Origin of the sequence: Allobaculum sp. (assembly GCF_047010065.1) — a bacterium.
GTDB classification, from domain to species: Bacteria; Bacillota_I; Bacilli_A; order Erysipelotrichales; family Erysipelotrichaceae; genus Allobaculum; species Allobaculum fili.
This window is the reverse complement of sequence record NZ_JBKXLD010000007.1, coordinates 12,701-38,873: the sequence shown is the minus strand read 5'-3', so window position 1 is coordinate 38,873 and position 26,173 is coordinate 12,701. Positions and strand designations below refer to the sequence as shown.

The 26,173-nt window shown below is 50.8% G+C and carries 19 protein-coding genes; 7 read left to right on the top strand and 12 right to left on the bottom strand.

Annotation, left to right across the window (positions count from 1 at the left end; translation table 11 throughout):
• Positions 1-739 precede the first annotated feature (739 nt).
• From pstB to ACLUYS_RS01415, 5 genes are all read right to left on the bottom strand, one after another.
• On the bottom strand, positions 740-1,504 hold the full coding sequence (gene pstB, locus ACLUYS_RS01435; protein WP_230267715.1) for a phosphate ABC transporter ATP-binding protein PstB: 765 nt from the start codon (positions 1,502-1,504) through the stop codon (positions 740-742).
• A complete protein-coding gene (pstA, locus tag ACLUYS_RS01430) occupies positions 1,501-2,574 on the bottom strand; it encodes a phosphate ABC transporter permease PstA (RefSeq protein ID WP_412658746.1) in 1,074 nt (357 codons plus the stop codon). The genes pstB and pstA overlap by 4 nt, the downstream gene beginning before the upstream one ends.
• Entirely contained in the window at positions 2,571-3,431 is an 861-nt protein-coding gene (pstC, locus tag ACLUYS_RS01425; RefSeq protein ID WP_412658744.1) for a phosphate ABC transporter permease subunit PstC, read from the bottom strand. Before pstC ends, pstA begins: the two co-directional genes overlap by 4 nt.
• 24 nt (positions 3,432-3,455) lie before the next feature.
• Positions 3,456-4,373 carry a substrate-binding domain-containing protein gene (locus ACLUYS_RS01420; protein WP_288339226.1) on the bottom strand — a complete coding sequence of 306 codons (918 nt, stop codon included), beginning with the start codon at positions 4,371-4,373 and terminating at the stop codon, positions 3,456-3,458.
• 412 nt (positions 4,374-4,785) lie between these two features.
• Positions 4,786-5,253 (bottom strand): hypothetical protein, encoded by a 468-nt coding sequence (locus ACLUYS_RS01415; protein ID WP_412658742.1) that lies wholly within the window; start codon positions 5,251-5,253, stop codon positions 4,786-4,788.
• Positions 5,254-5,722: 469 nt separating this feature from the next.
• Between ACLUYS_RS01415 and ACLUYS_RS01410 the strand changes: the two genes are divergently transcribed.
• Positions 5,723-6,970: an IS256 family transposase gene (locus ACLUYS_RS01410; RefSeq protein ID WP_412658740.1), complete on the top strand. Its 1,248-nt coding sequence runs from the start codon at positions 5,723-5,725 to the stop codon at positions 6,968-6,970.
• A 738-nt stretch (positions 6,971-7,708) separates the two neighbouring features.
• Positions 7,709-8,530 carry a glycoside hydrolase family 3 N-terminal domain-containing protein gene (locus tag ACLUYS_RS01405; RefSeq protein WP_288876739.1) on the top strand — a complete coding sequence of 274 codons (822 nt, stop codon included), beginning with the start codon at positions 7,709-7,711 and terminating at the stop codon, positions 8,528-8,530.
• A 180-nt stretch (positions 8,531-8,710) separates the two neighbouring features.
• On the opposite strand, the gene ACLUYS_RS01400 is transcribed toward ACLUYS_RS01405, so the two are convergent.
• Complete coding sequence (locus ACLUYS_RS01400; protein ID WP_230267721.1) at positions 8,711-11,677, bottom strand: tetratricopeptide repeat protein; 2,967 nt, start codon at positions 11,675-11,677, stop codon at positions 8,711-8,713.
• Positions 11,678-11,690: 13 nt separating this feature from the next.
• Positions 11,691-12,053 carry a hypothetical protein gene (locus ACLUYS_RS01395; protein WP_230267722.1) on the bottom strand — a complete coding sequence of 121 codons (363 nt, stop codon included), beginning with the start codon at positions 12,051-12,053 and terminating at the stop codon, positions 11,691-11,693.
• 714 nt (positions 12,054-12,767) lie between these two features.
• On the opposite strand from ACLUYS_RS01395, the gene ACLUYS_RS01390 reads away from it, so the two are divergent.
• On the top strand, positions 12,768-13,160 hold the full coding sequence (locus tag ACLUYS_RS01390) for a hypothetical protein (RefSeq protein WP_230267723.1): 393 nt from the start codon (positions 12,768-12,770) through the stop codon (positions 13,158-13,160).
• Between the two features lie 635 nt (positions 13,161-13,795).
• Here the strand turns inward: ACLUYS_RS01390 and ACLUYS_RS01385 are convergent.
• Positions 13,796-17,092: a TIR domain-containing protein gene (locus ACLUYS_RS01385; RefSeq protein WP_412658737.1), complete on the bottom strand. Its 3,297-nt coding sequence runs from the start codon at positions 17,090-17,092 to the stop codon at positions 13,796-13,798.
• Positions 17,093-17,959: 867 nt separating this feature from the next.
• On the opposite strand from ACLUYS_RS01385, the gene ACLUYS_RS01380 reads away from it, so the two are divergent.
• The 4 genes from ACLUYS_RS01380 (at position 17,960) to ACLUYS_RS01365 (ending at position 23,279) form a co-directional block, all read left to right on the top strand.
• Positions 17,960-19,885 carry an alpha/beta hydrolase family protein gene (locus ACLUYS_RS01380; protein WP_288339235.1) on the top strand — a complete coding sequence of 642 codons (1,926 nt, stop codon included), beginning with the start codon at positions 17,960-17,962 and terminating at the stop codon, positions 19,883-19,885.
• Positions 19,869-20,360, top strand: coding sequence for a PTS glucose transporter subunit IIA (locus ACLUYS_RS01375; RefSeq protein ID WP_230267727.1), 492 nt, complete (start codon positions 19,869-19,871; stop codon positions 20,358-20,360). Before ACLUYS_RS01380 ends, ACLUYS_RS01375 begins: the two co-directional genes overlap by 17 nt.
• Positions 20,361-21,071: 711 nt before the next feature.
• Positions 21,072-22,355 (top strand): UDP-N-acetylglucosamine 1-carboxyvinyltransferase, encoded by a 1,284-nt coding sequence (locus ACLUYS_RS01370; RefSeq protein WP_230267728.1) that lies wholly within the window; start codon positions 21,072-21,074, stop codon positions 22,353-22,355.
• Between the two features lie 186 nt (positions 22,356-22,541).
• On the top strand, positions 22,542-23,279 hold the full coding sequence (locus ACLUYS_RS01365; RefSeq protein ID WP_230267729.1) for a LytTR family DNA-binding domain-containing protein: 738 nt from the start codon (positions 22,542-22,544) through the stop codon (positions 23,277-23,279).
• A 97-nt stretch (positions 23,280-23,376) separates the two neighbouring features.
• Here the strand turns inward: ACLUYS_RS01365 and ACLUYS_RS01360 are convergent, their stop codons facing one another.
• From ACLUYS_RS01360 to ACLUYS_RS01345, 4 genes are all read right to left on the bottom strand, one after another.
• A complete protein-coding gene (locus ACLUYS_RS01360; RefSeq protein WP_230267730.1) occupies positions 23,377-23,580 on the bottom strand; it encodes a hypothetical protein in 204 nt (67 codons plus the stop codon).
• Between the two features lie 612 nt (positions 23,581-24,192).
• The gene (locus ACLUYS_RS01355) at positions 24,193-24,432 is read right to left on the bottom strand and encodes a hypothetical protein (protein WP_230267731.1); all 240 of its coding nucleotides are present in this window, start codon (positions 24,430-24,432) and stop codon (positions 24,193-24,195) included.
• Between the two features lie 161 nt (positions 24,433-24,593).
• Positions 24,594-25,523, bottom strand: a complete 930-nt coding sequence (locus ACLUYS_RS01350; protein ID WP_230267732.1) for a histidinol-phosphatase — start codon at positions 25,521-25,523, stop codon at positions 24,594-24,596.
• A gap of 94 nt (positions 25,524-25,617) precedes the next feature.
• Entirely contained in the window at positions 25,618-26,067 is a 450-nt protein-coding gene (locus ACLUYS_RS01345; RefSeq protein ID WP_288339239.1) for a low molecular weight protein-tyrosine-phosphatase, read from the bottom strand.
• Positions 26,068-26,173 lie beyond the last annotated feature (106 nt).

The following is a 26,173-nucleotide window of genomic DNA, read 5'->3' as shown; positions in this document are numbered from 1 at the left end:
GTCCGAACAAAGGGTTCTCTCTAATTATCGTGTCCTTGACATGGGGTACACTTCAAACCGATATTCGGGAGAAAATGGCCACTTTTAAACTAACAAATACACCTGCCACAGGGAGGTTTTGGTTTATTTGGCATATATGTACTCCCAGGTGTATCCACCAGATGTCGCGAGGACTCCTCGGCAGCATTTTCTGATGCCTTCACGGGAACAACCCGTCTTCCGGGAAACCTCCGTGCAGTCTTCATAGACCACTCCGGTTTCCACACATCACACTGGACGGGGAGTGCCAAGCCAGTCCGAGCGCAGTTCATTGGCGACCTGATAGGCAAAAGCGCCATCAAGGATGCTGCAGCGAACTGTTCCATCTGGTTTGATGACTTCCTGGAACTCTCCTCGTTTCGAACGCTCCGATCTGCCATCCGGTCAGCTCCAGAAAAAACGCCCAGAGGGAGAAAGTCATATTTGCGTAGCGCGCTCGGCTGCCTATCTTATCTCTGTAGAATTTATTACGCAGGATCCATGAGAAATGAATCCCCCGTTTCATGACTCAAGGGTGGCGGTTCGCTTGCGTACCGCCATGAATGAAAAAAGAGCTGTCGTATACATACAGCTCATAAAACAGGACCGTTGGAGTCTGGCCGGCATTCCGGTCGATCAGACCATGAATGATTGATTGAACGAGTGACTTCAGCAGGAGGACCGAATGATATACGCATCGACCGAACAGCCGGTAATCCGATCATCCAAAGCGGCCGGTGACGTAGTCTTTGGTTTTCTGCTGGGAGGGATGAGTAAACAGGGTTTTCGAATCGCCGAACTCGACCATTTCGCCCTGGTAGAAGAATGCGGTCTGATCGGCAATCCGCATCGCCTGCTGGAGATTGTGCGTGACCATGATGATGGTATAGCGTTCTTTCAGCCGCAGGCAGAGCTCTTCAATGCGCTCTACGGAAATCGGATCCAGCGCGCTCGTCGGCTCATCCATCAGAAGAATCTCCGGTTCAGCCGCCAGAGCGCGGGCAATGCACAGGCGCTGCTGCTGTCCGCCCGAGAGGGAGAGAGCGCTCTTTTTCAGATTGTCCTTGACCTCGTCATACAAAGAGGCCTGCTTTAGAGCGTCGACGACAATCTCTTCCAGACGGGTCCGGTTTTTGATCCCGGCTGTCCGGGGGCCGTAGGCCACGTTGTCAAAAATGCTCATATCAAACGGATTGGGTTTCTGGAAGACCATGCCCACGCGCTTGCGCAGCCGGTTGACATTGATCTTTCCGCTGATGTCTTCCTCTTCCAGAAAGATCTGTCCTTTGACCTGGCAGTGCACGATCAGATCGTTCATCCGGTTGAGACAGCGAAGAAAGGTTGACTTGCCGCAGCCGCTCGGACCGATGAGTGCGGTAATCGAGTTGCGGGGAATCTCCATGGAGACAGAATGCAGGGCCTGCTGGGGGCCATAAAAGACACTGACATCCTGCGCTTTGAGAACAATAGGACTGGACTGGTTCATGCGATCGATCCTTTCGTCATTTTCTTGCAGATGAGCATCTGCCCAAGGTTCATGATAATACACAGGACAAGCAGAACCACCGCGACAGAGGAAGCTTGCGGCATATAGAGACCTTCATTGAGCAGTTTGTACATATGAACGGAGAGCGTAGCGCCAGGGCTCATCAGATCAAAGGCCGGTTTGGCCAGCGTGCCAGCCGTATAGATCAGCGCAGCCGATTCGCCCGCAATACGTCCGGAGGCTAACAGGATACCGGAGAAGATACCGCCGGCCGCCTGAGGCAGAAGGACTTTAAAGATCGTACGCAGCTTTCCGGCACCTAAGGCATAGCTGGCTTCGCGCATCGAATCCGGCACAGCCCGCAGGGCTTCCTGGGCGGTGCGCAGAACGAGCGGCAGGACAAGAACGGCGAGCGTCAGCACGCCGGAGAGCAGCGAGAGACCAAGATGCATCCGGGTCACAAAGAGAAGCATGCCGAAAAGACCAAAGACAATCGATGGAATGCCGGCGAGTGTTTCGGCAGCCACACTGACCAGCGAAACAAATCGAGATTCTCTGGGGGCATATTCTTCCAGATAGACTGCTGCACCGATGCCGATCGGCAAAGAGACGGCCAGGGTAAGGACAGTTATTAAAACCGTATTGATAATAGCCGGCATCATCGACACATTGTCGGTGGTGTAGGTCCAGGCAAACAGCGAAGCGCTGAGATTCGGTACGCCGGTAAACAGAATGTAGATGACCATGGATGCCATGATCAGAAAGCCGGCGCCCGCGTAGAGCCAGGTCAGCGCACGGAGGATCAGACCGGAAACATCGGCTTTCCCCTCACTGAGCGGAAGCGGCTTTTTCTGTTCTTTTGCCGGAACAGACGGACGGGGGATGTCAAACTGTCCAGCCGGCAGAGCGAGGGTGCTGCTGCTCTGTGCGGTATACTCCTGGATCGATGGACTGGCCGGAAGGCGTTTGATGGTAGCCTGCACCGGCCGTTTGACGGAATGAGCAGAGCGGATAGAAGATCCGGATGATCCGGATGAGCGGGCAGACAGAGAGGACAAGGGTATATTCATGATCTGCACTCCTTTTTCTTCAGAGACATAAAGCAGAGGTTGATGCCAAGAATCAGTACAAACAGGACCGCTCCCATAGCGATCAGCGCTTCACGGTGCAGACCGCTCGCATAGGACATTTCCAGAACAATGCCGGTGGTCAGTGTCCGGACCGGACTGAGCAGACTGTCAGGCAGAACAGCCGCATTGCCGGCGACCATAATAACCGCCATCGTTTCTCCGACCGCACGGCCAATTTCCAGGACAATCGCACTCAGAATGCCTGAGGCCGCAGCCGGCAGACAGACGAAGAAGACCGTATGGTCATGGCTTGCACCTAAGGCCCGGCTGCCGTCATAGACGGCCGGATCGACTTTTTTCAGCGCGCTTTCGCTGAGTGAAACGATTGTGGGCAGGATCATCATGGCCAGAAGCACCGACGCGCACAGGATGCCTTTGCCCGATGCCGATCCGGTCCATTTCTGAATCAGAGGGACCAGGACCGTCAGGCCGAAGAAGCCGTAGACAATACTCGGAATACCGGCCAGGAGGCTGATCGCAAACCGGAACGGTTCATACAGTTTCTTCGGGCAGTAATAAGCCAGAAAGACGGCACACAGGACCCCAAGCGGTACGCCCAGGATAAGTGCTCCGGCACTCATATAGAGCGTGCCGGCGACCATACTCAGGATGCCAAACCGGTTTTCACTTGGTGCCCAGTCCGACGAGAAGAGAAAATTGACAGGGCCGATTTTTGCGATCGCCGGCAGGGCGGTTGAGAAGAGAAACCAGCAGATCAGAAAGACGCACAGAATCGAAGCCGCAGCACAGGCGGCAAAGACATACTTCATTCCGGTTTCCCGTTTTGCATTGCTCATAAAAGACTCTCCTTGTCTGCGGATTTACTTGGATTCAAGAGCACTCCAGTCCTCGATTTTGCCGGAATAGACCTCTTTGACCTGATCGGCGCTCAAGGAGTCCACCGTATTGGACGGATTGACGATCACTGCGATGCCGTCTCTGGCAATGACGATACTTTTCAGACCCTGGCTTTCTTCTTCCGGCTTGAGCTCTCGCGAGAGCATGCCAAGATCATAGACGCCTTCGGCTGTGCTCGATGCACCGGTAGTGGAATCGGTCTGCATAACTGCGATCTGTGCATCCGGATTCAGAGACTGGTACGCTTCGGCGAGTTTTTCCATAACCGGGGTAACCGAAGACGATCCGCCTACAGTCATTTCTCCCGACATGCCGGCTGCGGTGTAAACGCCATCCGCTTCAACCGGAACATAGCCGGCCTCGCTGATGACCGCCTGGCCGTCTTCGGACAGCAGGAACTTTTCAAAGTCTGCGGCAAGCGGATTGTCGCTACCCTCTTTCTGGACGACCAGGAACGGACGGCTGACCGTGTAGGTCCCGTCAATGACGGTATCGACCGAAGGAACTACGCCGTCGATCGAGACGGCTTTGACCGAATCGTTCAGGCTGCCCAGTGAGATGTAGCCGATCGCACTCGGGTTCTGCGCGACAGTAGTAAGCATGACCGCTGTCGAGTTGGTGACTTCCGCATCGGCTCGTGTCAGATCTTCGCCGTTTTCTTCCAGTTTGAACAGCTCGGTGAACGCGCCGCGTGTTCCGCTGCCGTCTTCCCTGGTCAGGACCGCAATGGCAGCCGGAGTGTTCTGGGTGCTGCTGCCGCCACTGGAAGCATTACTCCCCGTGCTGTTCGAAGAGCAAGCCGCCAGATTCAGGGCGGCAGCCGCCGCAGCGGCGGTAAGAATGGATTTGAAGGTTGTTTTCATCGTTTTGCCTCTTTTCATTTCTATCTTTTCTGAAGACGGCTTCAGTATAGCAATGCCGTGTAAAGAAGCAGAAAGACGGATGTAAAGTCCTGGATAAATCGAAGCAAAGAAAAAGGCGAAGAATTCCGGAATGCGGAACGCTTCGCCTGTCGGTTGAAAATCATGATAGATAAAGCTGTTTTGAACGGCCAGGTCGACATTGATCAGCCGCAGCCGTCCTGCCGGGCAGACCGTACAGACCGCCTGAAGAACAGCAGGCAGCCTGAAAGCCTTTTTAGTTCGTCCCCGTATCGACAGTTTCTTCAGCACTCCCCTTCAAAGACCGCCCACAGACATGCAGCTTGTAAAGTTCTGATTAAAGAGAGCAGAAAACCGGTGCTGAATTTACAGGAAGGTAAAAACAGCACCCGGATTTTTCATGAATCTGCATTTATCGGATCATCAGAGCCGATGCCGATCGGATTTCCGGTTTGGGCGGATGGTACTCCTTGCAGATGAACTGGCCAGGACTCTGGACCGGTGCATTCTTCGGCTCCTCTTGCAGGGCTTTGATCGTGTAAAAAACAAAGACTGTACCCCAGACCATATCCATATAGACAGCAATAGTGCTCAAATCAGAAAACGCGAACGCGCGGGTATATCCATACTTCACCATACTGATCAGCTCCGAAAAGGAAGATACGCTGGTGATATCAAGAGCGAAGTATTCCCTGGCCTGATTCCGCTCAATCCAGGCTCTGAAAAACTCTCTTTGCCTGGCTGGATTCAAAACAGGAAGGAGTTCACTGATGTGCTGAGATGAGAGCGGCTGCCCAGGACAGGTTGTGTTGTGGACCGACCAGCGCTCCGCCCGATAGAGCGGTCTGCCTTCTTTGCACAGGTACTGACAGCAGGTCATGATATAGGGCCATTCGACTGGAAAAACATCCTGAAGGCACTGAAGTAATCCAGATTCCTGGGCGGATGCGGATTTGTTTATAAACAGATAATTTCCAGTCTTTTTAGCCGAATATTGGGACGACTGCTCAGGGTTAGTGACGGACGTTCTGTTTTTCGAACGAGGGCGGTCAGGGACCAGTTCGCCGGTGATTTCATCGATGTGGCCAATGCAGCTCCGGTGAGAATCCGGCTTCTTCGTTTTTAACCCGAATGGACGTGTGCGCCGGCAGCGCGCTTCGCTCAGCTCTAGAAGATGAAGGGGCTCCTTCCTCCCATTACCTCACTCGCGGTCCATCGTTTTACAGAGCGATGGTCGACAAAGTGATGGTCTACAAGGAGAGTGTAAGTTTTTTTGTGTAAATTCCATCAAGGCTTTTGCCTGATACAATCCGTTCAAAGCCAGACGAATCTATACAAGGAGACCTTTTATGCCACGTAAAGCCAAAGCTGCACCTACAGTTCAGGAACAAATTGCTTCTACCATCATTAAGGAATATCAGCCACAGTCGTTTCAGGAAGCCTCTGACATCATCAAATCGATCTTCGGTCCTGTGCTGGAACAGATGTTCCAGGGAGAGCTGGATTCGCATCTGGGTTGTACCAGTGGGTCACACGCCAAGAAAACGACTGAGAATCGCCGCAACGGCTATTCTGAAAAGACCGTGAAATCTTCCCAGGGCGAACTGGATCTGCGTGTTCCTCGTGATCGCCTCGGAACATTTGAGCCACAGGCTGTCCCTAAAGGCAGCAGGGATATCTCCGATATCGAGAATAAGATCCTGCGCATGTATGGGCAGGGAATGTCACAGCGCGACATCTCCGCTATCATTCAGGACATCTATGGCTTTTCGGTCTCTGCGGATACGATCTCAAACATCACAGACCGCGTTTACCCTGTCGTCGATGAATGGCGCAATCGTCCCCTGAAGCAGTGCTATCCCTTCGTCTTTGTAGATTGCCTTTATGTGTCAGTAAAAACTGAACGTGGTGCAAAAGAACAGGCTGTATATGTCGTCTTAGGCTATGACACCGAAGGCCATAAAGACATCCTTGGCATCTGGATTGGCGAAAGCGAATCCAAACACTTCTGGATGCAGATTTTTGACGAGCTGAAGATCCGAGGCGTAGAAGATATCTTCTTCCTGTCCATGGATGGAGTTAGAGGTCTTGAAGGCGGAGCCAAAGCTGTATTCCCGAATGTGATTGTGCAGCGGTGTATTGTCCATTTGCTTCGTAATTCATTAAAATATATTCCTGCAAAAGAAAGAGCTAGTTTCTGTAAGGACATTAAGAAAGTCTATAGCGCTCTGAACGCTAAGGAAGCAGAGGCGGCTTTCGAGGAATTCAAGGAGAAATGGAGCGGCTTTCATGGCGCTGTAAACGTCTGGGAACGAAACTTTCATCATGTGCTGCAGCTGTTTAACTACGGCAGCGCAGTCAGAAAGATAATGTATACAACCAATGCGATCGAGTCGGTCAACTCAAGCCTGCGAAAAGTAACGAAAAAGGGCTCGTTCCCAAGCGAAGATTCGGTTTATAAAGCCCTGTATCTGCGTATCGTAGAGCTTGAGAAGAAGTGGCGGGGACGGACAGTACCGAACTGGTCAATCGTCCGGAATCAGCTTCTGTGTGAAGAGGGGCTGAGCGCCAGATTGGAGAAATACTCAGCCAAGTAAGAATCAGATCGAGGAGCCGCTCATGAAATTTTCTTCCGCTTAAACCCTTTACAGCGGGTCCCCGCTCCCCCTGCACCCCCTGAAGACGTCCCCGCCGTCGAAAAAATGCCACCCTGGCAGGGACGTCACCAGTCTAGCAGGGGGGCGCCCGCTATAAAGGGCGCTTCAGAAATTTTCAATCGCTCACCATTCAGTGAAGTGTTTTGGTTCTTCGGCACGAGCAAATGTTTCAACAACTAAAAAACGAATTTACACAAAGGATTTGACATACCCCCTGCCCTGGGGACGTCGAGGCTGCACTCCTTGAGCCGTATGAGATCATCCGGAAGACGGGAAACGGAAAAGGAAAGTAAAAAATCGGGATGGCGCAGGGGACAAACGCAGCAAAAACGCCGCAGGCAAAGGGAAATGAGAAAAAAATAGCACCATTTTCAAAAAAGGGGTGACGGAATGTAAGCGCTGTCCTATCTTGTGCTTGTAAGGTGTTATCGAAAGAGCATCACTTACGCAGGGTGTATTATCACAATTCAGATAAACAAGACCTGAAAGCTCGATTTAAAGAAACAAATCCGTATGGATGTCTCCAGGCGAGAAGTATTTTTCATCGTCTGCAAGGTTTCTTTAGACTGGTTTTCAGGTCTTTTTGTCTCCTGCCGTGATGCGCTTTCGATAGCGGAAATCCACTTTGCGTAAGTCGTGCTCGTTCGCACAGAAGCCGACAGGCAAGTGGAGATAAACATGAAAAAGAGAAAAATGAATGCAATTCGACTGGCTCTTGCGGTATCGATGGTCCCCGGAGCGATGGGTGTAAGCGCAGCGGCGGCGATGCCCGTTCTTGCACAGGGCAATGACGAGGCAGTCAGCTTCCCGGAAGTCTACTCCCGGGATCTGGTCATGCCGATGACGGATGATGCAGAAATCAGCAAAAAAGTAGACGCTCTGGTCAAAACCATGACCCGCGAAGAAAAATTCGCGTTCATGGGCAGCAACGGAACAGGCAATGAGGGAAATGCCGGTGCTCTTGTGGGCTGCCCGCGTCTGGGCGTGCCGACCATCAAAATGTACGACGGTCCGGCTGGACTGCTGTATACGGAAGATACAACCAACCCGCCGCAGGAACAGATGCTCGCCGCAACATGGAGCGAAGAAATGGCCCGCCTCTACGGTGAAGTCGTTTCCAGAGAAAATCAGGCGATCGGCGGATCCATGATGCTTTCCGCGCAGCTCGACATTCAGCGTCAGCCGCAGTTCGCCTGTACAAAAGACCAGCTTGGCGAAGATTCGACGCTGCTATCCGCTCTCGCGGACGATCTGGTCGAAGGCATGACCAGCGAAGGCGGCATCGCCGTCCTGAAACATTACGGTGCGTTTGCACAGAACGCGAACCCGGGATCCAACACGAACGTAGAAGTGGATGAACAGACGCTTCATGAAACGTATCTGGCTGGATTCGAATCCGCCGTTCGCAGCGATGCGGCTATTGGCGTGATGTCTTCCTATAACAAGTACCGCAGCGGAAACGTCTTCCAACTCAGAAAACCAGTAAGGAACGCTTCATAAAGCACCCCCGCAGATCTACGGCCAATGCAGCCGTGAATCTGCGGGGGGTTGTATGTTAGATATCTTATTCTTGCAGATCAATATCTGAGAATAAGGCGTATTCGTCCAAAAAGCTAAGCGGCTTGGCCTGGGCAAAGGCGTTCAAGAAAGGCTATTGGAGAGAAGCCTGTCTGTCTGGTTTCAGAGATTTTGAGAGATCCTTTCGGCTCTTCTGAAGTACTCTCGCGCTTCTTCAGGCAGGTTCATCTTTCTGCAGACATAACACAGATTGTTCAGGGTTATGGCCAGAATACGGAGCACAGGCGGGGCGACAAATTCATCCGCAAGCTGCTGCCGGATTTCCAAAGATCTTAGAAAGCAGGTTCGTGCTTCTTCAAACTGACTGGACGCGGAACATACGATACCGAGACTTTCCAAAGAGCAGGAGAGCTTGTATAAGCCCGCCGGCTCAGGACACTGTTCGACAAGCTGCTGTCGGATTTCGACAGATTTTAAGCAAAACGCATAGGCCTCTTCCAGCTGATTCATTTCGCTGCAAAGCCGCCCCGCCTTCCGCAAAGCGGCGGCTAGAAGGTTCAGGGGAACAGGAAATGGATATGGGTTTGCGATCTCCTGCCTGAGTTTTACCGATTTTAAGAGATACTCCAGAGAAAGATTCAATTGATTCAATTCCTCATAAAGATCTCCTAAATTTTCGAAAGCGTCAGCCAGATTGAGCTGTGTTTGGGGTATTGCATGATCGTCTGCCAGTCCTTGCCGGATTTTTACAGCGTTTAGCAAATACGCTTTCGCCTCTTCCAGCTCGTTCATTTCTTTGCACACAAGACCAAGGCTTTCGAAAGCGACGGACAGATCGTACAGTCTTGCCGGCACGGAGCCATCCTTGGCGAGCTGCTGCCGGATTTCCAGAACGTTCAGGAACTGTTCTTTGGCCAGTTCGAGCTGGTTTCGATCTTTGTAAAGGTTTCCCAGGTTTTGAAAAGCGGCAGACAGATCGCGCCGTATGTGCAGCGATGGCTGCGACTCGTCAAGCTGTTTGAGAATCTCTAAAGACTTTAAGAAAAATTTCTCTGCCGTTTCCAGATTTTTCCTGTCTTTGAAAAGACATCCGAGATTTTGAAAAGCGATGGATAGATCGCGCTGTGTCTGCGGGGTTGGGTGAAGCCTGGCAAGCTGCAGGCGAATCTTCGAAGAGTTATAGAAAAAACGGTATGCCTGATCCAGCTGATGCATATTGTTGGAAAGATACCCCAGATTATCGTAAGCGATGGACAGATCTTTCAGGATTTGCGGCGTTGGCTGTGACTCGGAAAGCTGCAGCTGGATTTTCAAAGACTGAAGGAAAAAATCGTACGCATCTTTCATCTGCCACTTGTCCATGCAAAGCCATCCCATCTTTTCCAGAGAAAGGCTTAGATTTTGCTGGAGCAGCGGCGCCGAGTGGAGCTTTACGAGATGCTGATTGATTTCCAAAGCTTCTCGCAAATACTCTTCTGCTTCTTCGAGCTGGTTGAGGTCGTGACAGAGAGACCCCATTTTGTCCAGAGAAATGGAGTAATCCCGCAGCGTTCTGCTCGTTGGCTGAGACTCGGCAAGTTCCTGTCGGATTTCAAGAGCGCTTAAGAAATATCCTTGTGCCTCTTTCAGCTGATCCGCCGCCGTGCAGACAATCCCGAGCGTATCCAGCACATCGGCTAGATTTTGCAATGTGCGCAAGGAGGACTGAGCTGCGACAAGACGCTGTTCGATTTCTAGAGCGGTTAAAACATCCTCTTTCGCTTCTTCCAGGCGGTTCTGTTTAAACAGAACCCTGCCAAGACCTTTAAGCACAAAGCAATGACATTCCATATAGTAAGCGGCCTGTTTCCCCGTTAATGGATGTATTCTGGACAAATCAGCATTGCGGGAATCCAGGTCCTGACCTGTCGGAAGCTTGTCCTCGATGAACGACAGCGCTCTGGAATAGTACGTCTGCGCTTCCTCAAGCTGGAAATTTTCCTCTAGAAACGAAGCAGCGAAGGATAAGGAAATTTCGTCTTCTTTGATTTGGGCATTCTTTTTTGCCCAGTGAACGGCTTTGCTTAAATCGACGGACGTTCCGCGACCGTAGAAATAAATGGTCATCAGCTCCTGAATTGCGGGAAGATAGTTTTGTGAAGCCGCCTGCTCGATCCGATCAATCCCTTTTTCGTAATCGATTTCTACATCGATTCCCTGTGTATAGGCTAGACCGATCCTATAGAGATGGCGGGGATCTTCATCCAGAGAAGATCGCATAGCCGCACTGAGCTGGTCTTTAAGAACCGCTGAATCCATCGCATACAGGCTTGTCAATTCCGGGAAAGGTCCCTTCAGCTGTTCCAGAGAAATATCTTCCCCCTGCATTTGAACCGGAACGATCGTTTTCTTCAGTTTCCGCGCTTCTGGATACTCAATTGCCTGAACATAGTTCGGTTCCAAAACCAGGCTGGAGGTCACGGCCATGGTAAACAGGCAGCTTTTTTCCAGCGCACGATGAATATAAGCGTTAAAGTCTTCGCCAGGAGACAGAAATTCGTCATACCAGATGGCGGTGTCCGCAAACTGCGGATCCTGGTGTATGAGCTTCATCAGCTCCTGCGCCTTTTTCCGGTCCTTCTTTCTGTAGCTTAAGAAAATGTATTTAAAAAATTCGCTGCGTATTTCTTCGATTTGCTCTTTGTTCAGGAAAAATGAATCCATGAATTTTCTCAGTTTCGTTTCATAGGAGATTTCACTTGGATCCGACGAATACAGACAGAGTGCCTGAAGCGATCCGCATTTTTGATTAAAGGCGTCCGCCAGATTCTGATCGGTCAGAATCGGCAGAAACGGAATATGTCTGTCGCAGACCGTCTGAAAAACTTTGGAAAAGGCCACACAGTCCTTGAACAGAAAATTGTAAGTAATCGGGATGACGATCAGATTCATCTGGGACAGGTCGAAATCGAAGTTCTCCAGATCTTCGGGATGCTCGGGATCCGGATCATAGAAAATGATGCATTCCCCCGTCTGAAACAGATCATTGGAAAGACGATCAAAATAAAGTGCAAAATCATCGTGGTGGGCAGAGATGTAGATTTTTGGCCGATATTCGATGGCACCAGAGAAATTCTGTTCAGATTTCATAGAGCTTCCCTTTCTAGGCGGCTGTTTTCGATAACCGCTCTGGAATAGGTGCGGAGGTTGAACCGCACTTTTTCGCTTTGTCAGAACGAAGGAAGACGAGCTGCTTGCCTGAGTGTTTTTCGAGCAGTACGAGTTTAACGCCGGAAATACCATTGAACTCTATCGGTACAATACCCGTTTCGGTATAACCGTGTTTGTCGTACATGGCTTTGGGCCGTGTTCTTTTCGTTTGTATCAAGTCGAAGCTCACCACATCCATGCTCGATCGCATCCCTGGCGGTCGCTGGAGCTGGATGGGCGCCTCGAATCCATCCGGTTTTCCGCCTCTGTTCTTCTTGGGCAGTATGTATTTCTTCGTATATTTTTTCGACTGCATCGAGATCCTCTGAAACGGCTTTTCTGATGTTCATGGAGCTGCCATCGATTTCTTTTTCTGTGGGGATTATCTCTTTTGACTGTGCAGCCGATCAAGAATGGTTCAGAACGTTCTGAATTCGAAAAGAAAAGTGTTCGGTCTTAGACAAAGGGGAAGAGACGAATCTGTTCCGCATTTCGATTCCCGACAAAGGATTGAAATGAATTTCGCCCCAGCTTGGCAGCCTGAGTTCGCATTGTGATCTGTGAATGCCGCTAAGAAAAAGTTTGCTCATAATTTGGAGGCCGGAGTTTATGCACAGCCAGATTGTCACGTTTTCAAAAGGGAGAAAACATATTTCCGGCTCGCTGTAAAATAGAAGCAGAATAAGCGAGAGGAAAATATATGGCTGTTAAAGATAGAGAACCAGCAGAACGGAAAGAAACGCCTGCGGAGGAGATCCGGGAAGGAATCATGGGGTTCACCAATACGGATCGGGGCAAGGCGCGGTCTTCTTTTTCGATCGAAAAGGAGATGCGGCCAGAAGGTGCTTTTGTAAGAGAGGCGTGCGTCAATGTCCCAAGATCGGATTCCGTACATCGAAACAGGATTCATGAAACCGGCAAGGACAGCTAGGAATGCCATCCTTGCGCAAACCAGAATCTGACCTTTAAGGCTGCAAAAGAGGAATTTGCACGCAGAAATGTGAAGTTCGATGCCACGCAGAGGCGGACTTTGAAGCTTACCGATCCGAACGGCCTTTTCACCAATCTCGGTCTGCTTCTTTCCGATCAGTGTGAACATACGATTCACATGGGTGTCTTTCAGGGCGTTACCAGTGCGATCGCCAGAGATCGACGCGAGTTTGGAGGATCCCTGTGCCAGCAGATGAACGATGCGTATGCATTTCTCGATTTTTGTAACCAGACGCATTCGACCTTTGAAAAGCTGCTGCGCATTGATGTACGGGATTATCCGGAAGCTGCACTTCAAGAAGCGCTTTTGAGTCTGATCGTTCACCGCGACTATACCTTCAGTCCCAGATCCTTCATTCGCATGTACGAGGATCGAATTGAATTTCTGTCTGTTGACAGTATGATGCCAGGGATTGAGCAAAAGATATTCTGAACGGCTTTTCCATCTGCCAAAATCCAAAACTCGCCGATGTTTTTGATCAGCTTCAGCTGTCTGAGGGCTGCAAAACGGGAATGGAAAAAAATCATGGAAGCGTATCAGCCGTTTGATAAAAAGCCGTCTGTGATGACGACGAAAAAACCGTTCAAGCTCATCTTGCCAAATGTGAATTTCCAATCGTGACGATACGGAAAAGACAAAATGCCGGCAGATCAATCCGGTTTAAGTGGACGTACGTTCGTGTACGGGAAGGCAAAGGATCCGATCTCTTCGTTTTTGCCGGCTCGGGAATCCGTTTAGGCGTGGCGAAAAATGAAAAAAGAAGGAAACAGAATCCCTGTATCGATTTTGCCTGTCAAAGCCGTATTCGAAGCAGAGGTTCTGTTTTTGTGCAGAGGGGAAACGGCCTTAAAAGCGGGCGCTTTGAATCAGGCGATCCAGCCCTTTCCTATCAGGAAGAGGATTTTTCGAGTTTTTTGATTCGCGTTTGGATCTGGCTAAGCTGTTTGTCGACATTTCGCGAACGAATGAAGTGCCTTTGAGCCGCATAGATCAGGCTAAGGTTTTCCAGATTTGCGGCGAGAGTCTGAAGTGAGGGAAGTGTTTCTTTGACCGCCACATTTCTCTGATCAATTTCGACGGCCTGCTCCATACTGGCACGCGGCATCTTTGTCTTTTTTCGCCGCAGAAATTCGAGCCAGGCTGTTCAAAAAGGTCGATGCCCAGCTCAGAGTTTCGGGATTCTCGCTCTGCTTAATGCATTTTCGAGCAGTTTCGTACCCTTGTTTACAATAAGATTCGGCGGCATTGAGATGATTCTGTTTTTCGTTTAAATCCGCGAGAATTTGAATGCTGATCAAAACCGAATTACAGGTTTCGGGCGAAGAACTGGCTTCATAGCGCCGCAGATGGAGTAAAAGCGACTCCTGGTATAAATCCTGTGCCTCTTCCAGCATGTTCTGTTTCTTACGCAGATTTCCCAGATCACTCAGAACCGCAGCCAGATAAAGCAGGGGGGTGTCGGAAGGGGCAAGCTGGACAAGCGTACGAGCGGTTTCGACGGCTTTCATTCCATAATCCGACGCTTGTTTGAGCCATTCCTGATCCTCGTAATGGCTTCGAAGCTGGCTTGCAATCCGAATCAGACGCGTCAGCGACTCCGAATCTGGGAATCGATCTGCGATTTCGTTTTCTGCTTTGTACTCCAGCTCCATGGCTTTCCTCATGGACTCCACACGGTTCAGCTTGTCGTAGTAAGCGGCCAGGACGCCGAGAATCTGAGAATAAAAGTTCAGATTCTCACAGTCATTGCAAAGCTTTACAAGTTCGCGCGCCGCTGCAGCGCACACTTCGCCATAGTAGAGTGCCTGCTCAAAGTCGTGTCTGCTGGTATAAAAACGCCTCAGCTCATTGGCACTGAACGCCAGATCGTGAAGGCTGGACTGGTTTGGCTCAAGTCTGGCAGCCTGTTTTCTTGCTTCAAACGCTTTCTGACGGGCTTCGATGGTTTGTTCCATATTATTTTTTCCTCCTTGATAAATTTCGACGAGTTTATCTTGCAGACGGGCCATTGCTTTGGCACACAAAGCCTGCCGGCTGCTGGTGTCTTCAGAAAGCCTTCTACGATCGGAAGGGACATACGGTTCTGACGGATTCACTTGATGCTTTTGCCCAGCCATGCTGTCCAATAAGAAAACCAGGTCATCAAGAAGTCTCAAATCTTCCTGGAAACTTTTCTGCCCCAGGAGGCGCTCCTGAATTTTATAAGCGTTCTGAAAGTGATCAGCGGCTTTTTCGGGCTGACTGTCGCTTCGATAGAGATTGCCTGTCTGTTCTTCGAGAAGTCCCAGGAGGGACAGAAGCTCCCCTTCAGGATTTGGCATTTTGTCTTGGATGAGCTGGATCGCTTCTTTACAGCAGCGCACAGAGTAGCTTATCTCTTCACAACGGACAGGAATGGTCCCCAGCAGACTGAGAAAAAATATGGAATATTGAACAGACAGCAGGGAAGCGTCGGTACGGTTCAGTTTTCTGGCGAGCTTAAGACCTTCTTTGGCATATTCTCTTGCCTGACTGGATTTTGCTTGAATCAGACTGATTTCTGCCAGTTCCCTGAGGCACTTTAGAAGCTGGCTCCAGGCTTCGGATCGGTCTTCTACCAGTTCAAGCTCACGCGCAGTCTGTGTCGCCTGCCATCCTATCTGTTCGGCTTCTTTTCCCATGCCCTGTACTTTGAAAAGTCTGGAAGTGCTTAAAAGAGCATTCAGACGAGCGGTCAGTGTCCTCTGCGTTCTGGCAAGAAGGATTCCTTTCTCGCTGGCTTGCAGAGCCTCCTCGCTGCACACCTGTGCCTCCAGCCAGTCGTGATCCTGTTCAAAAAGTTCTTCCTGCAAAAGCACAACGCGGGTCAGTTGGGAGAGGGTCTCGCCGTTTTCGAGACGGCGGACAGTCTGCCAGGCTATTTGTACCGCCTGGCGTGCATAGGTTCTGGCTTCTGCTCTGCGGTTTTCATGCAGAGATACCTGAGCCATCCCCTCGAGAGCCATCATCAGATCGCTTAAAATTTCTGGCATGTCAATATCCTTTGCCATACGCGCGCAGATCTCGATGGCACGCTGGAAACATTTGGCTGCTGAAGAAGACCGATTCAGTTTCCTGTATAGATTTCCCATATGAAGCAGAGAATGGGAAAGACTCTGCAGCGCCGGTCTGGCGGGAAGGTCATAGACAAGATCGTAATTCATCTGAAGAGCGCGTTTATAGTTTGCCTCTGCCTGCTCTAGATCGTCTTTTTCCAGATCGATGTCGCCGAGCAGATTGAGCAGCGCGGCTTCAAGAGAAATCCAGTCTGTTTTCTGGCGTTCATAAGAGCGGGGCATAGCCTTCTGACCATGATGAAGTGCATTCTTTTCCCGATGAAGAATATGGAGTGCGTCAAGGATGTATTCTTTCGCCTGATCAAACTGACGGTTTTTGAAGGAAAGCTCTGCGCATTTCTGGAAGGCTTCTTCACAGGGATCAAGGGCAGCCAGCCTCTTTGTCCAGAAGATCGCCTCAGGTAAATTGCTCGGAAGACCCAGGCCTTCTTCATAGATGGCGATCAGTTTGCGTATCGCCCGCAATTCATCACGCTGGGCAGCACGCTCAATCATACGCACGCCTTTTTCATAATTGATTTCGACATCGATGCCGTTCAGATACGCCAGACCGAGGCAATAGAGGCGCTTTGCATCCAGGTCTTCGATCTTGCCCATCAGGGAAGACAGCGGCGGATAAAGCGCTGCTCGATTCATTTCATAAACGGGAGGAAGCTGAGGAAATGCGTCCTTAAGACATTTCAAATCGAGCGGATCGCCAGAAACTAGAACAGGAAGGATTGCTTTGTTCAGGCTCTGTGCGAACGGGTATTCAATTTGCTGGATATAGTTTTTCTCGCAGACCATATGGGAAGTCATCGCCATCACAAACTGGTCGCTTTTCTCTATTCGATTTTGAATGGAGGCATTGAAATCTTCTCCGGGTGTGAGGAATTCGTCATACCAGATGGCTGTATCGACCAGTCTTTCGTTTTCATGAATAACCTGCATGAGCGCCTGCGCGTGTTTCCGATCTTTTTTTCGATAGCTAAGAAAAATGCAGTGCGAAAAAGTCTGTCGGATTTCCTGGATTTCCTGTTCTGCTGGAAACAGAGCTTCCAGATAGTTCTGCAGCTTTTTCGTATACAGAATTCCCGTGTCATTCTGGCTGTGGGGACAAAGTGCCTGAAGATTCCCGCACTTTTCATTGAACAGACTGGCAAGCGATGCATCAGTAAGAAGAGGAAGAAGAGGAATATGTTTCTTTTGTGCAGTGTGAAAAACCGTAGAGAAAGCAAGGTTTTCTTCCGTCAGGAAACGCCAGGTCGCAGGAATGACGATCAGATTCATCTGCGTCAGGTCAAAAACAAAGTTCTCTGCATCCCTGGATGGTCCGGATCCGAATCAAAGTAGATGGTGCATTTCAGCAGACGAAAAAGATCCTGCACGATTTCTTCAAAACAGGCGGGGAAGTCCGCGGGATGCGTTGTGAAATAGATTTTTGGATAGGAATGGATGAATCTGTGACAAGAAAGTTGACTCTCGATTTCATTACGGTGCCCCCTTTAGACCTGCGCAGACAATCCTGGTTCGAATGGAAAGAAGACAATGTACGAGAAGGGGGGCCTAACTGAATTTTACGAGAGGAAATCGGAAGAAAATTTGGCTTGAGAATCCGTATAACCGGTCGATCTTTAAGTACAAATCCAGCCTTTTCAGACCGTACAGGAAGAAATGCGGAAGACAGGATGGTGCCGCCATGCAGAGAATTCCGTATCCGGGCAGCCTGTGAAAGGCTGCATGCAGAGGGGCTTATGGACTGGTGATCGCTGAGCCGGGGAATGGAAAACGGATCCGGTTCTGGAAGCAGAAGATGGTTTTCTGGAATCCTGTCTTTTTCGAATCTTTGTCTGCGGCACCCCGGCACTCCGATCCTGCTTTCCAGGCTTCTTTCTTCTGGATTCGGGGGACGAGGGCTGCCGCCGGGAAGGCGAATTGGAAAAAGGGATAAGGACAGATATAATTGAAATCAACCGCAGACCCCTGTCTGATTTATCCCTGCTTCTGCAGACGGGTAAAATAATTTCCTGTCGGAATGCGAATTTTCACTCTCCTGCTGGAAATTCGGGTGCAGGGAAAACCGGGACTTCTGCGATCAACGAATGAAGTCGCTGCCCTTACGACATGCAGAGACTGGCGAATTGAGGCGTGACGGATATGAAACCAGTAAAAATTTCTGATCTTTACAGCTTTTCCTTTTACGGATCGCTCAAAACCAAAGGCAAGAACGTTGTCTTCATGCGGGCGGTTCTTGATGAGAAAACCAATACGTATCGCAAGGATCTGATGCTGTGCAAAGGAACGAAAATCCAGCAGCTGACCAGCGGCCGGGACGTGAGCTCCTTTGTCTTTGAGGATGCGAGAACGATCTGGTTTTTCCAGAAGGAACCGGAAAGCAAAAAAAGCCGGCTGTACTCCCTGTCTTTGAAAGGCGGCGAAGCTCTGCCGCAAAGGGAATTTGATTTTCCGCTTCTTTCGCTGATCGGTTTTGCCGGAAAGGATATTCTGCTTTTTCTCGCTCAGTTTGATCTCAACGATCTCGATCCCATTAAGGGAGGCAACGTTGAGGTTTTGACCGAGTCGCCCTGGCAGGAAAACGGATCGGGCTTTACGTCCGGCAAGCGCCAGCTGATCTACGCCTATAATACGAAAACCGGCGAACTGTACGATCCAGCGGGTGAAAATCTCAAAATTTCCGCGATGACGATTTACGAGGAAAAGCTGTATTTTTCCGCAGCGCCCTGCGGCGTACTCCCCGCATTTTTCCAGGATGAGATTTTCGAATACGATCCGAAAACGCGCCTGCTTGTATCTCTGGCCAGAACGAATCTGAGCATCAGTTCGCTTAACGGCATGAAGGACCGCCTGTATTTGTTTGGAACCGACGGAAAAGCGTACGGGCTCAATGAAAACCCGGATCTTTACGCGCTCGATCTGCATACGCGCGTTCTGGAAAAAGTCATGGACTTTGACGAGAGCGTCGGCAATTCTGTCACCACGGACTGTGCAGCGCTTGGCGGCAACTGGATCTGCGAAGATCAGGACCGCCTGTTCATGAGCGCGACGATCGTCAGCCACAACAATCTGTTCTGCTTTGAAGACGGCAGTCTGCATCAGGTTCTCGAATGGCCCGGCACAATTCACGCCTTTGGCTTTTCGCAGGGAAGAACGTACTTCATCGGGGCAAAACCCGGCGGTCTGCAGGAGCTCTTCATGATGGAAGAGGGCGATGTGGTGCAGATCTCCGATTTCCAGCACGCGCTGAAGGACAAATACGTCGCAGCCGCCCGTCCGGTGTTTTATACCGGCTATGAAAGCAGCGCCCAGCTGGGCTGGGTCCTCTATCCATATGACTTTTCAGCAGATCGAAAATACCCCGCGATTCTCGATATTCACGGAGGACCTAAAGCGGTGTATGGAACGGTTTTCTTCCATGAAATGCAGGTGTGGGCATCGCGCGGCTATTTCGTCTTCTTCTGCAACCCGTTTGGAAGCGATGGTCAGGGAAACGCCTATGCCGATCTGCGCGGTAAATACGGAACGATCGATTATGAAAATCTGATGACTTTCACCGATGCGGTACTGGATGCCGTCCCGCAGATCGATCCGGCTCGTCTTGGCGTGACGGGCGGAAGCTACGGCGGTTTTATGACCAACTGGATTATCACGCATACAGACCGGTTTGCGGCAGCAGCCACGCAGCGTTCCATTGCCAGCTGGATTTCGTTCTGGTCGACCAGCGACATCGGTCCGTTCTTTACCGAAGATCAGATCGGGGCAGGTCTCGATCAGGCCGACGTGCTTTGGGATCATTCGCCGATGAAATACATCGCCGGCGCCAAAACGCCGACGCTCGTTCTTCATTCGGATGAGGATTATCGCTGCCCGCTTGAACAGGGCTATCAGATCTTCAATGGTCTGCTCCATCAGGGCGTACCGGCCCGCATGGTTGTTTTTCATCAGGAAAATCATGAACTGTCCCGCTCCGGCAAAGGGAATAACCGGATTCGCCGGCTGGAAGAAATTACCCGCTGGATGGACAGCTACTTAAAAGGAAATACTGAATATGAAGCCAAACTTTAAACGCAAGGAACGCCGTACCCCGGATCGCCGCTTATACGCGCCGGTCAGCGGACGGACGATTCCGCTGAATCTCGTTTCGGATCCGGTGTATGCGGCCAGAATGTATGGCGAAGGCATTGCGCTTGAACCGGCCGAAGACCTGATCTGTGCCCCCAGTGCGGGAACGCTGTGCCTGATTTCCAGTTCCTGCCACGCCTTCGGTCTGGAAACCGAGGCGGGGGAAAAAGTCTATGTACATGTCGGATTTGGAACGTCCGAACTGCGCGGGAAAGGCTTTGAAGTTCTCGCCAGCGAAGGGTCCAAAGTTAAATGCGGACAGCCGATTCTGCGCCTGGACCGCAAGTTTTTCGAAATGCGCGGTACGGATCTGACGACGCTGATGGTAATTCCCGCCTCTCGAATCGGAGACTATAAGATCATGGAATCCGACAGCGCCCAGGCCGGAAAGACTCCGTTGATGGAACGCAAAGCCTGAACGGGAATCACCCGCAAAATCCGCTTTTGTGTGACTTCGGCCCATTTTTACCTTCAGAAACTGACGCTTCAGCCGCTTGCGGGAAAACTGCAGCGGCTTTTTTGATGCCGCAAAGCCCGCAGGTGGCAAAAACGTAGGCAAAACACCCGGAACCCGCGTGAAAATCTGAAAGCGCATGCAAAATCTGCATTGCTTTACAGAATGCCAAAAGCTTGTATAATGAGCACGGGAACTACCAGAAAAACGGAAAAGTAAGGCATTTTTCAGCTTTATTTGATCTGCGCGTTCCAATGACGAGCACACTTTGCAGGGAAGGGGTCCAGTCAGCGCCTTCCCCTTTATCGTCTATTCAGGCCTCTGGAAAAAGACAGTCCGTTTCGCATCTGTCCCGAGCCGTTCCAGAGGAAATAACGGAAGATTTTGGCCGAGTTTTCACCCAGAAAGGGCGGACGTCAAAACGTGAAAAACGAATTCTGATTCCGCCTGTGCCAAAATCGGATTAGAAAATCTATGGTACTGGGGACTTCATTCAAGACCCCGCCTTATGCTCTGCCCGCAAGGAAGAACAGGAAAGATTCTTTTCTTGAGCGGAGATCATGCGTTGTGATCTATAAAAATTGAACATCACCCGCGCCTTGCGGGATTCCATAGCGGGCCTGAACGGTTTGCGTACAGCCCGCATCGTCAGTAAGAAAAAGGGGGAGACGCTGCATGGAAGAAGTGATCAAGATCAGAGGAAACCGTCGCCTGAACGGCACTGTGCGGATTTCCGGAAGCAAGAATGCAACAGTGGCTCTGATTCCTGCAGCCATTTTAGGAAATGAGACCGTAACGATCTGCGGTGTACCGCAGATTTCCGATGTCGACGCGCTCGTCGAACTACTTCGCGAGCTCGGTGTCAAGGTAACCCAGCCCGATGAAGAAACGCTCGTGATCGATCCGTCCGGAATGGAAGATCGCCCGCTCGTTTCCGATGCGGTAACCAAGCTGCGCGCATCCTACTACTTCATGGGCGCACTGCTCGGCAAATACGGCAAGGTTCTGATCCGCATGCCTGGCGGGTGCTATCTGGGACCGCGCCCGATCGACCAGCACCTCAAAGGCTTTGAAGCGCTGGGAGCAACCGTTTCGTATCCGGAAGGAAACGGAGATTACACCCTGATTGAAGCACCGGAAGGCGGACTGCAGGGAACGACAATCTTCCTGGACATCGCCTCGGTCGGTGCGACGATCAACATTATGATGGCTGCCGTTTTCGCCAACGGCCGCACCATCATTAAAAACGCGGCGCAGGAACCGGAAATTATCGATGTGGCCAACCTGCTCAACCGCATGGGTGCCCGGATCCACGGAACCGGAACCAATACCCTGACCATTGACGGCGTCAGCGAACTGCACGGATGCATTCACGAAATCATCCCGGACCGCATTGAAGCCGCTACGTATATTCTGATCGCATGTGCCGTTGCCGATGACATGTGGATTACCAACATCATTCCGCGGCATCTCGAAGCCATTACCCTCAAGCTGAAGGAAATGGGCATCAACATGGAGATTCTTACCGACTCGATCCATGTCTTTGACAATTCGCCGGAACAGAAAATCCGTCCGGCGGACATTACTACCAAGCCGTACCCCGGCTTTGCGACCGACGTACAGCAGCCGTTTACAGCGCTGCTTACGCAGGCTGCCGGCACGTCCACAGTAACCGAAGAGATTTACGTGGAACGCTTCGGTCACCTGGCGGAGCTGAACCGCATGGGCGCAAACACGGAGAAGGAAGGCGCGACCGGCATTATTCACGGTCCGACCCCTCTCCATGGTGCGAGCGTCACCGCAACCGATCTGCGCTGCGGCGCTGCGCTCGTTCTTGCCGGCCTGATGGCGGACGGGGAAACTGAAATTCATGAAATCAAGCATATCGATCGAGGATACGATGACCTCGATGGAAAGCTCAAAGCATTAGGCGCTGATATTCGCCGCGAGATGGTCTAGACAGACCATCTTTTTTTCGGAAGCCTTCGGAAACTGCGCGCAAATCTGTAATAATAAGATATTGTGCAGACCATCCCGGCTTGAAAGGGCAAGGCACCTTGTTCCTGTCGCCCGAACGCCTGCCCATACCCTGGATAAGGCCTTACAGGCTGCATGAGCAAACCCTGCGAACAGAAGGAGGAGACCATGGTAAAGATTGCGATTCTTGAACATGAAAAGGAAACCAAGGACATTGCCTTTTTTCTGGCGGGTCTGTTTTCCGAAGTCGACTGGACGTTTCGTCACTTTTATAAAGCTTCGGCGCTGGCCAAAGCAACGCGGGAAGAGTCGTATCAGATTTTCTTCTTTGACGAAATGTTCGATACGCCCCGTTTTGATTCGTTTTTCGTCCATGACAACCCTTCGGCTCTGTTCGTTTTTCTCTGTCAGAATCCCCAGGCTAAACGCGAAAAGGAAAGCCGGAACCGTGTCCTCTATTTGTCCAAGGACCATTTAAACGATGATCTGCAGCTGTATTCTTCCATCCTTATGGCGCAGGCGGCTCAGAAGGAAGCCAGCTATCCCCTCGTGTACCAGGGAGCTCGGATTGATATTCCGGTAGACGATATTTATTACTTGGAAAAAATTGGAAAAAATGTTCATTTCCATACCCGCAAGGGTGAATTCCATCGCCGTCTCAATCTCGCGGATCTCGACGAAACGTTTTCCAAGTACGGTTTTTTGCGCGTACATATTTCCTATCTGGTCAACGGAAAATATCTGACCGGCATTTATAAGGACGAAGTGGAACTGAATCACTCCATGCACGTGCCGCTCTCCCGGGCGCAGAAGAAAAAGCTTGGACTGACTGTACGTCAGCCGTCCCATACCGTACCCGCCGCCCATGCGCCGGCATCGATTCGAGCCAGGGAATCGGCGGCATAACCCTCGATTCATTTTCAAATGGACGATTTCTTTTCGCAGGTATACTATGCGTCAAACGAGCTTCCTGGAAGGATCAGGGTTCCATGACCGGTATACGTCATATCCGGACTTCCATAATTGTCCAGGTTTTCTCCCCGTTCTTGCCATCCCGCAGGCTTGTCCACCCAGTCAGGCGTGCATGGTCATACACATTGCTGGTATGAATCTGGTAATACGACCAGTTGGCTCTGACTTGCGAATGCGCCATCAGAGCGTCCGTGACTTTGTATTCGCTCGTGCCGATCGAGCGTCGAAATGGCATTGGCGTCTTTGATACTATCGAGCGACTTGAGCCTATTGAGCAGATTTGTCGCATCGTGTTCGTTACCGAAATGCGTGTATTTCGTCTGTGAAGTCAGAATGTACACCGCTTCGGTTTCGCCGCGCGAAGCAAAAAAGCCTTTCGATCCTTCTGCATGCTTGTGCGTCGTCAGCGCTTTAGGCAAATGGAATTCCTCTTTTGTCTGCACAGCCGGCTCTTAGCCTGCAATCTGGTCTGCCCAGGCGCAGGCGGCGGGAATCGTGGCGTGCCGGGCGGATTTGCGGCTGCTGGGTCTGTGCCATCCGGTGCTTCTGTGCTGTCCATTCCATAAACGGAGCAGAGAGCGACAGGCATAAAAAGCGAGAAGAGCACAGACAGAAGATTTCTGCCTGTCCGAAGATCCAGATCCTGAAAACAGAAGGAAGCAGCCCTCCGGTAAGAGACTGCGAGATCGATCCAGGTCTTTTGAAGGAAGACATACCGGAGGAATGTCCTCCTTTAGCACGCATAAGCCTTTTTACCAATCGGTTTCAGGCATGAAAAAAGCCGGATGTTCTGCAGCGGGGCAGAAATCCGGCTTTCAATTTTTTCTAATGCTGAAAATGCGTTCGCTTATTCCGACAGGGAAGGTTTGTCCGCAGAAGCGGTTTCGATAGCCGCATCCGCTGTCACGGTGCGGGAAGGACGGCCCTGAATTCTTCCGGTTTCCTTAAGCTGTTTTACCCAGCCTAAGCAGATCATGGCGCAGCCAAGGGGGAAGAAAACCATGTCCCGAAAGAACAGGCAGGACAGAAAGAAGATTACCGACATGACGTAATACGCGTGGTAGGCTTTTAAGTCTTTGAGGTTCATAATCCATCTCCATTCGTAAAGATATGAATACAGGCGCATTGGTACGATTTCCAGACGGACGTTCTGTGCGGAAATCTGTGCTCTTTTATTCTAACAAGCTTGTTCATCGGCGCCAATACCTTCCGGGACGGACGGCCCGGAAGCTTAAGCGGGGGGGTGATTTATAAAGAGACGGATACGTCCTTCGCGTCCGCAAACGCGTCGAGAGAAACGGGCATGAAAAATCCGTTGTCCAGAACGTAGAGTTCTTTTAATCCGGCTGCTCTGGCCAGATCCAGGCAGAGAGGCATCGACTGGTCGAGCGCCTGTTTATTGTGGCAGTCCGTATTGATACAGAAGTGCGCACCTTTTTCGACCATTCGCGAAAAGAGAACTGGATGCGGGTAGGGAAGGCTTCGATAGCCGCGGGAAATAGCGCCGGTATTCATTTCAAAAATCACGTCTTTTTTAATGCCGGCTTCGACGGCTTTCATGGCCATGTCGAGTATCGTTTCATCGTCAAAGGCAAAGTAGCGTTCATCTTCGTTGTATTTCGAAAGCAGATCGATGTGACCGACGATGTCGATCGGACGCGACTGGATCATTTCCTGAACGCTCTGATAATACGCCTGAGCCAGAGCGTAAATATTTCCGCCAAAGCCTTCGTTCAGCAGGCAATCAAACGTTTCACGGCTTTCATCGATCGCTATGGACTGACCGGCAAGAGAAGAAGAATCTTCTTTCTTTTCGGTTTCTGGGATGCTCACGTAGTGAACGCTGCCGATGATGTAGTCAAACCAGGAAGGCGTTACCGCATTTTCGAAATAGTCTTCGCTGATGACCAGATCCGTCATGGAATCGAGCTCAATGCCGCAGTACAGATCGATCTGTTCTTCGTACTTTTCTTTTACGGCCTCAAAGTCTTTGAGGTAGTGTTCCATACCGTTCGCGTCCATCGATCCAGAGTCGAGCGGATGGTTGGGGGAATGACCGGAAAAGCCGAGAACGGTAAAGCCTCTGGCAATAGCTTCTTCGGTCATGGCCATGAGGGAGTCTTTTCCGTCATCGTATTGCGTATGGGTGTGCAGGTTCTGGCGTACGGGTGTTTTCATAATCCTTTTTCCTCCTTGCGGGGCGTGTCTGATGGGTTTTGCGGGCTGCGTTCAGTCTGATTTTCCGTAGGGTCTTGCCGAATGATCGGACGGACTATTCTGACGCGATCAGCTGGTCTAGCCGCTCCTTGCAGCCCTGCTCGATTTGCGAAAAGGCCTTTTCAAAGCTGCGCGTATACCAGGGATCGGCAATCTGACCGTGTTCAAGAAGCGGTTCGATAAACAAGGGAAGCTTCGAGGAATGCACAAGCCGTTCGAGAAGGTATTCGTTTTCTTCATCCATGTAGTAAATGTGATCGTAGTTCGAAAGCTGATCGGCCCTCAGACGCCACGCGTAATGTTCACCAAAGGGAATATGGTGCTTTCTTAATACGGCGGCTGCGGGCGGGTAAATCGAATTGCCGGTTTCTTCGGAGGAGAGGGCGGCGCTGTCGATTTCAAAATCGTTTAAAAGACCTTTCTGAGAAACGAGGTCCTTGAAAATCCACTCGGCCATAACCGAGCGGCAGATGTTGCCATGGCAGACAAAGAGAATACGAATCATGATGCTGCTCCTTTCAGATACCGCTTTCATCCGGAAAAAGCCGGAGGAGAGGACGGGATCGCACAATTGCGAGGCTCGACAGGAAACCTGTTAAGGATTGTCGATT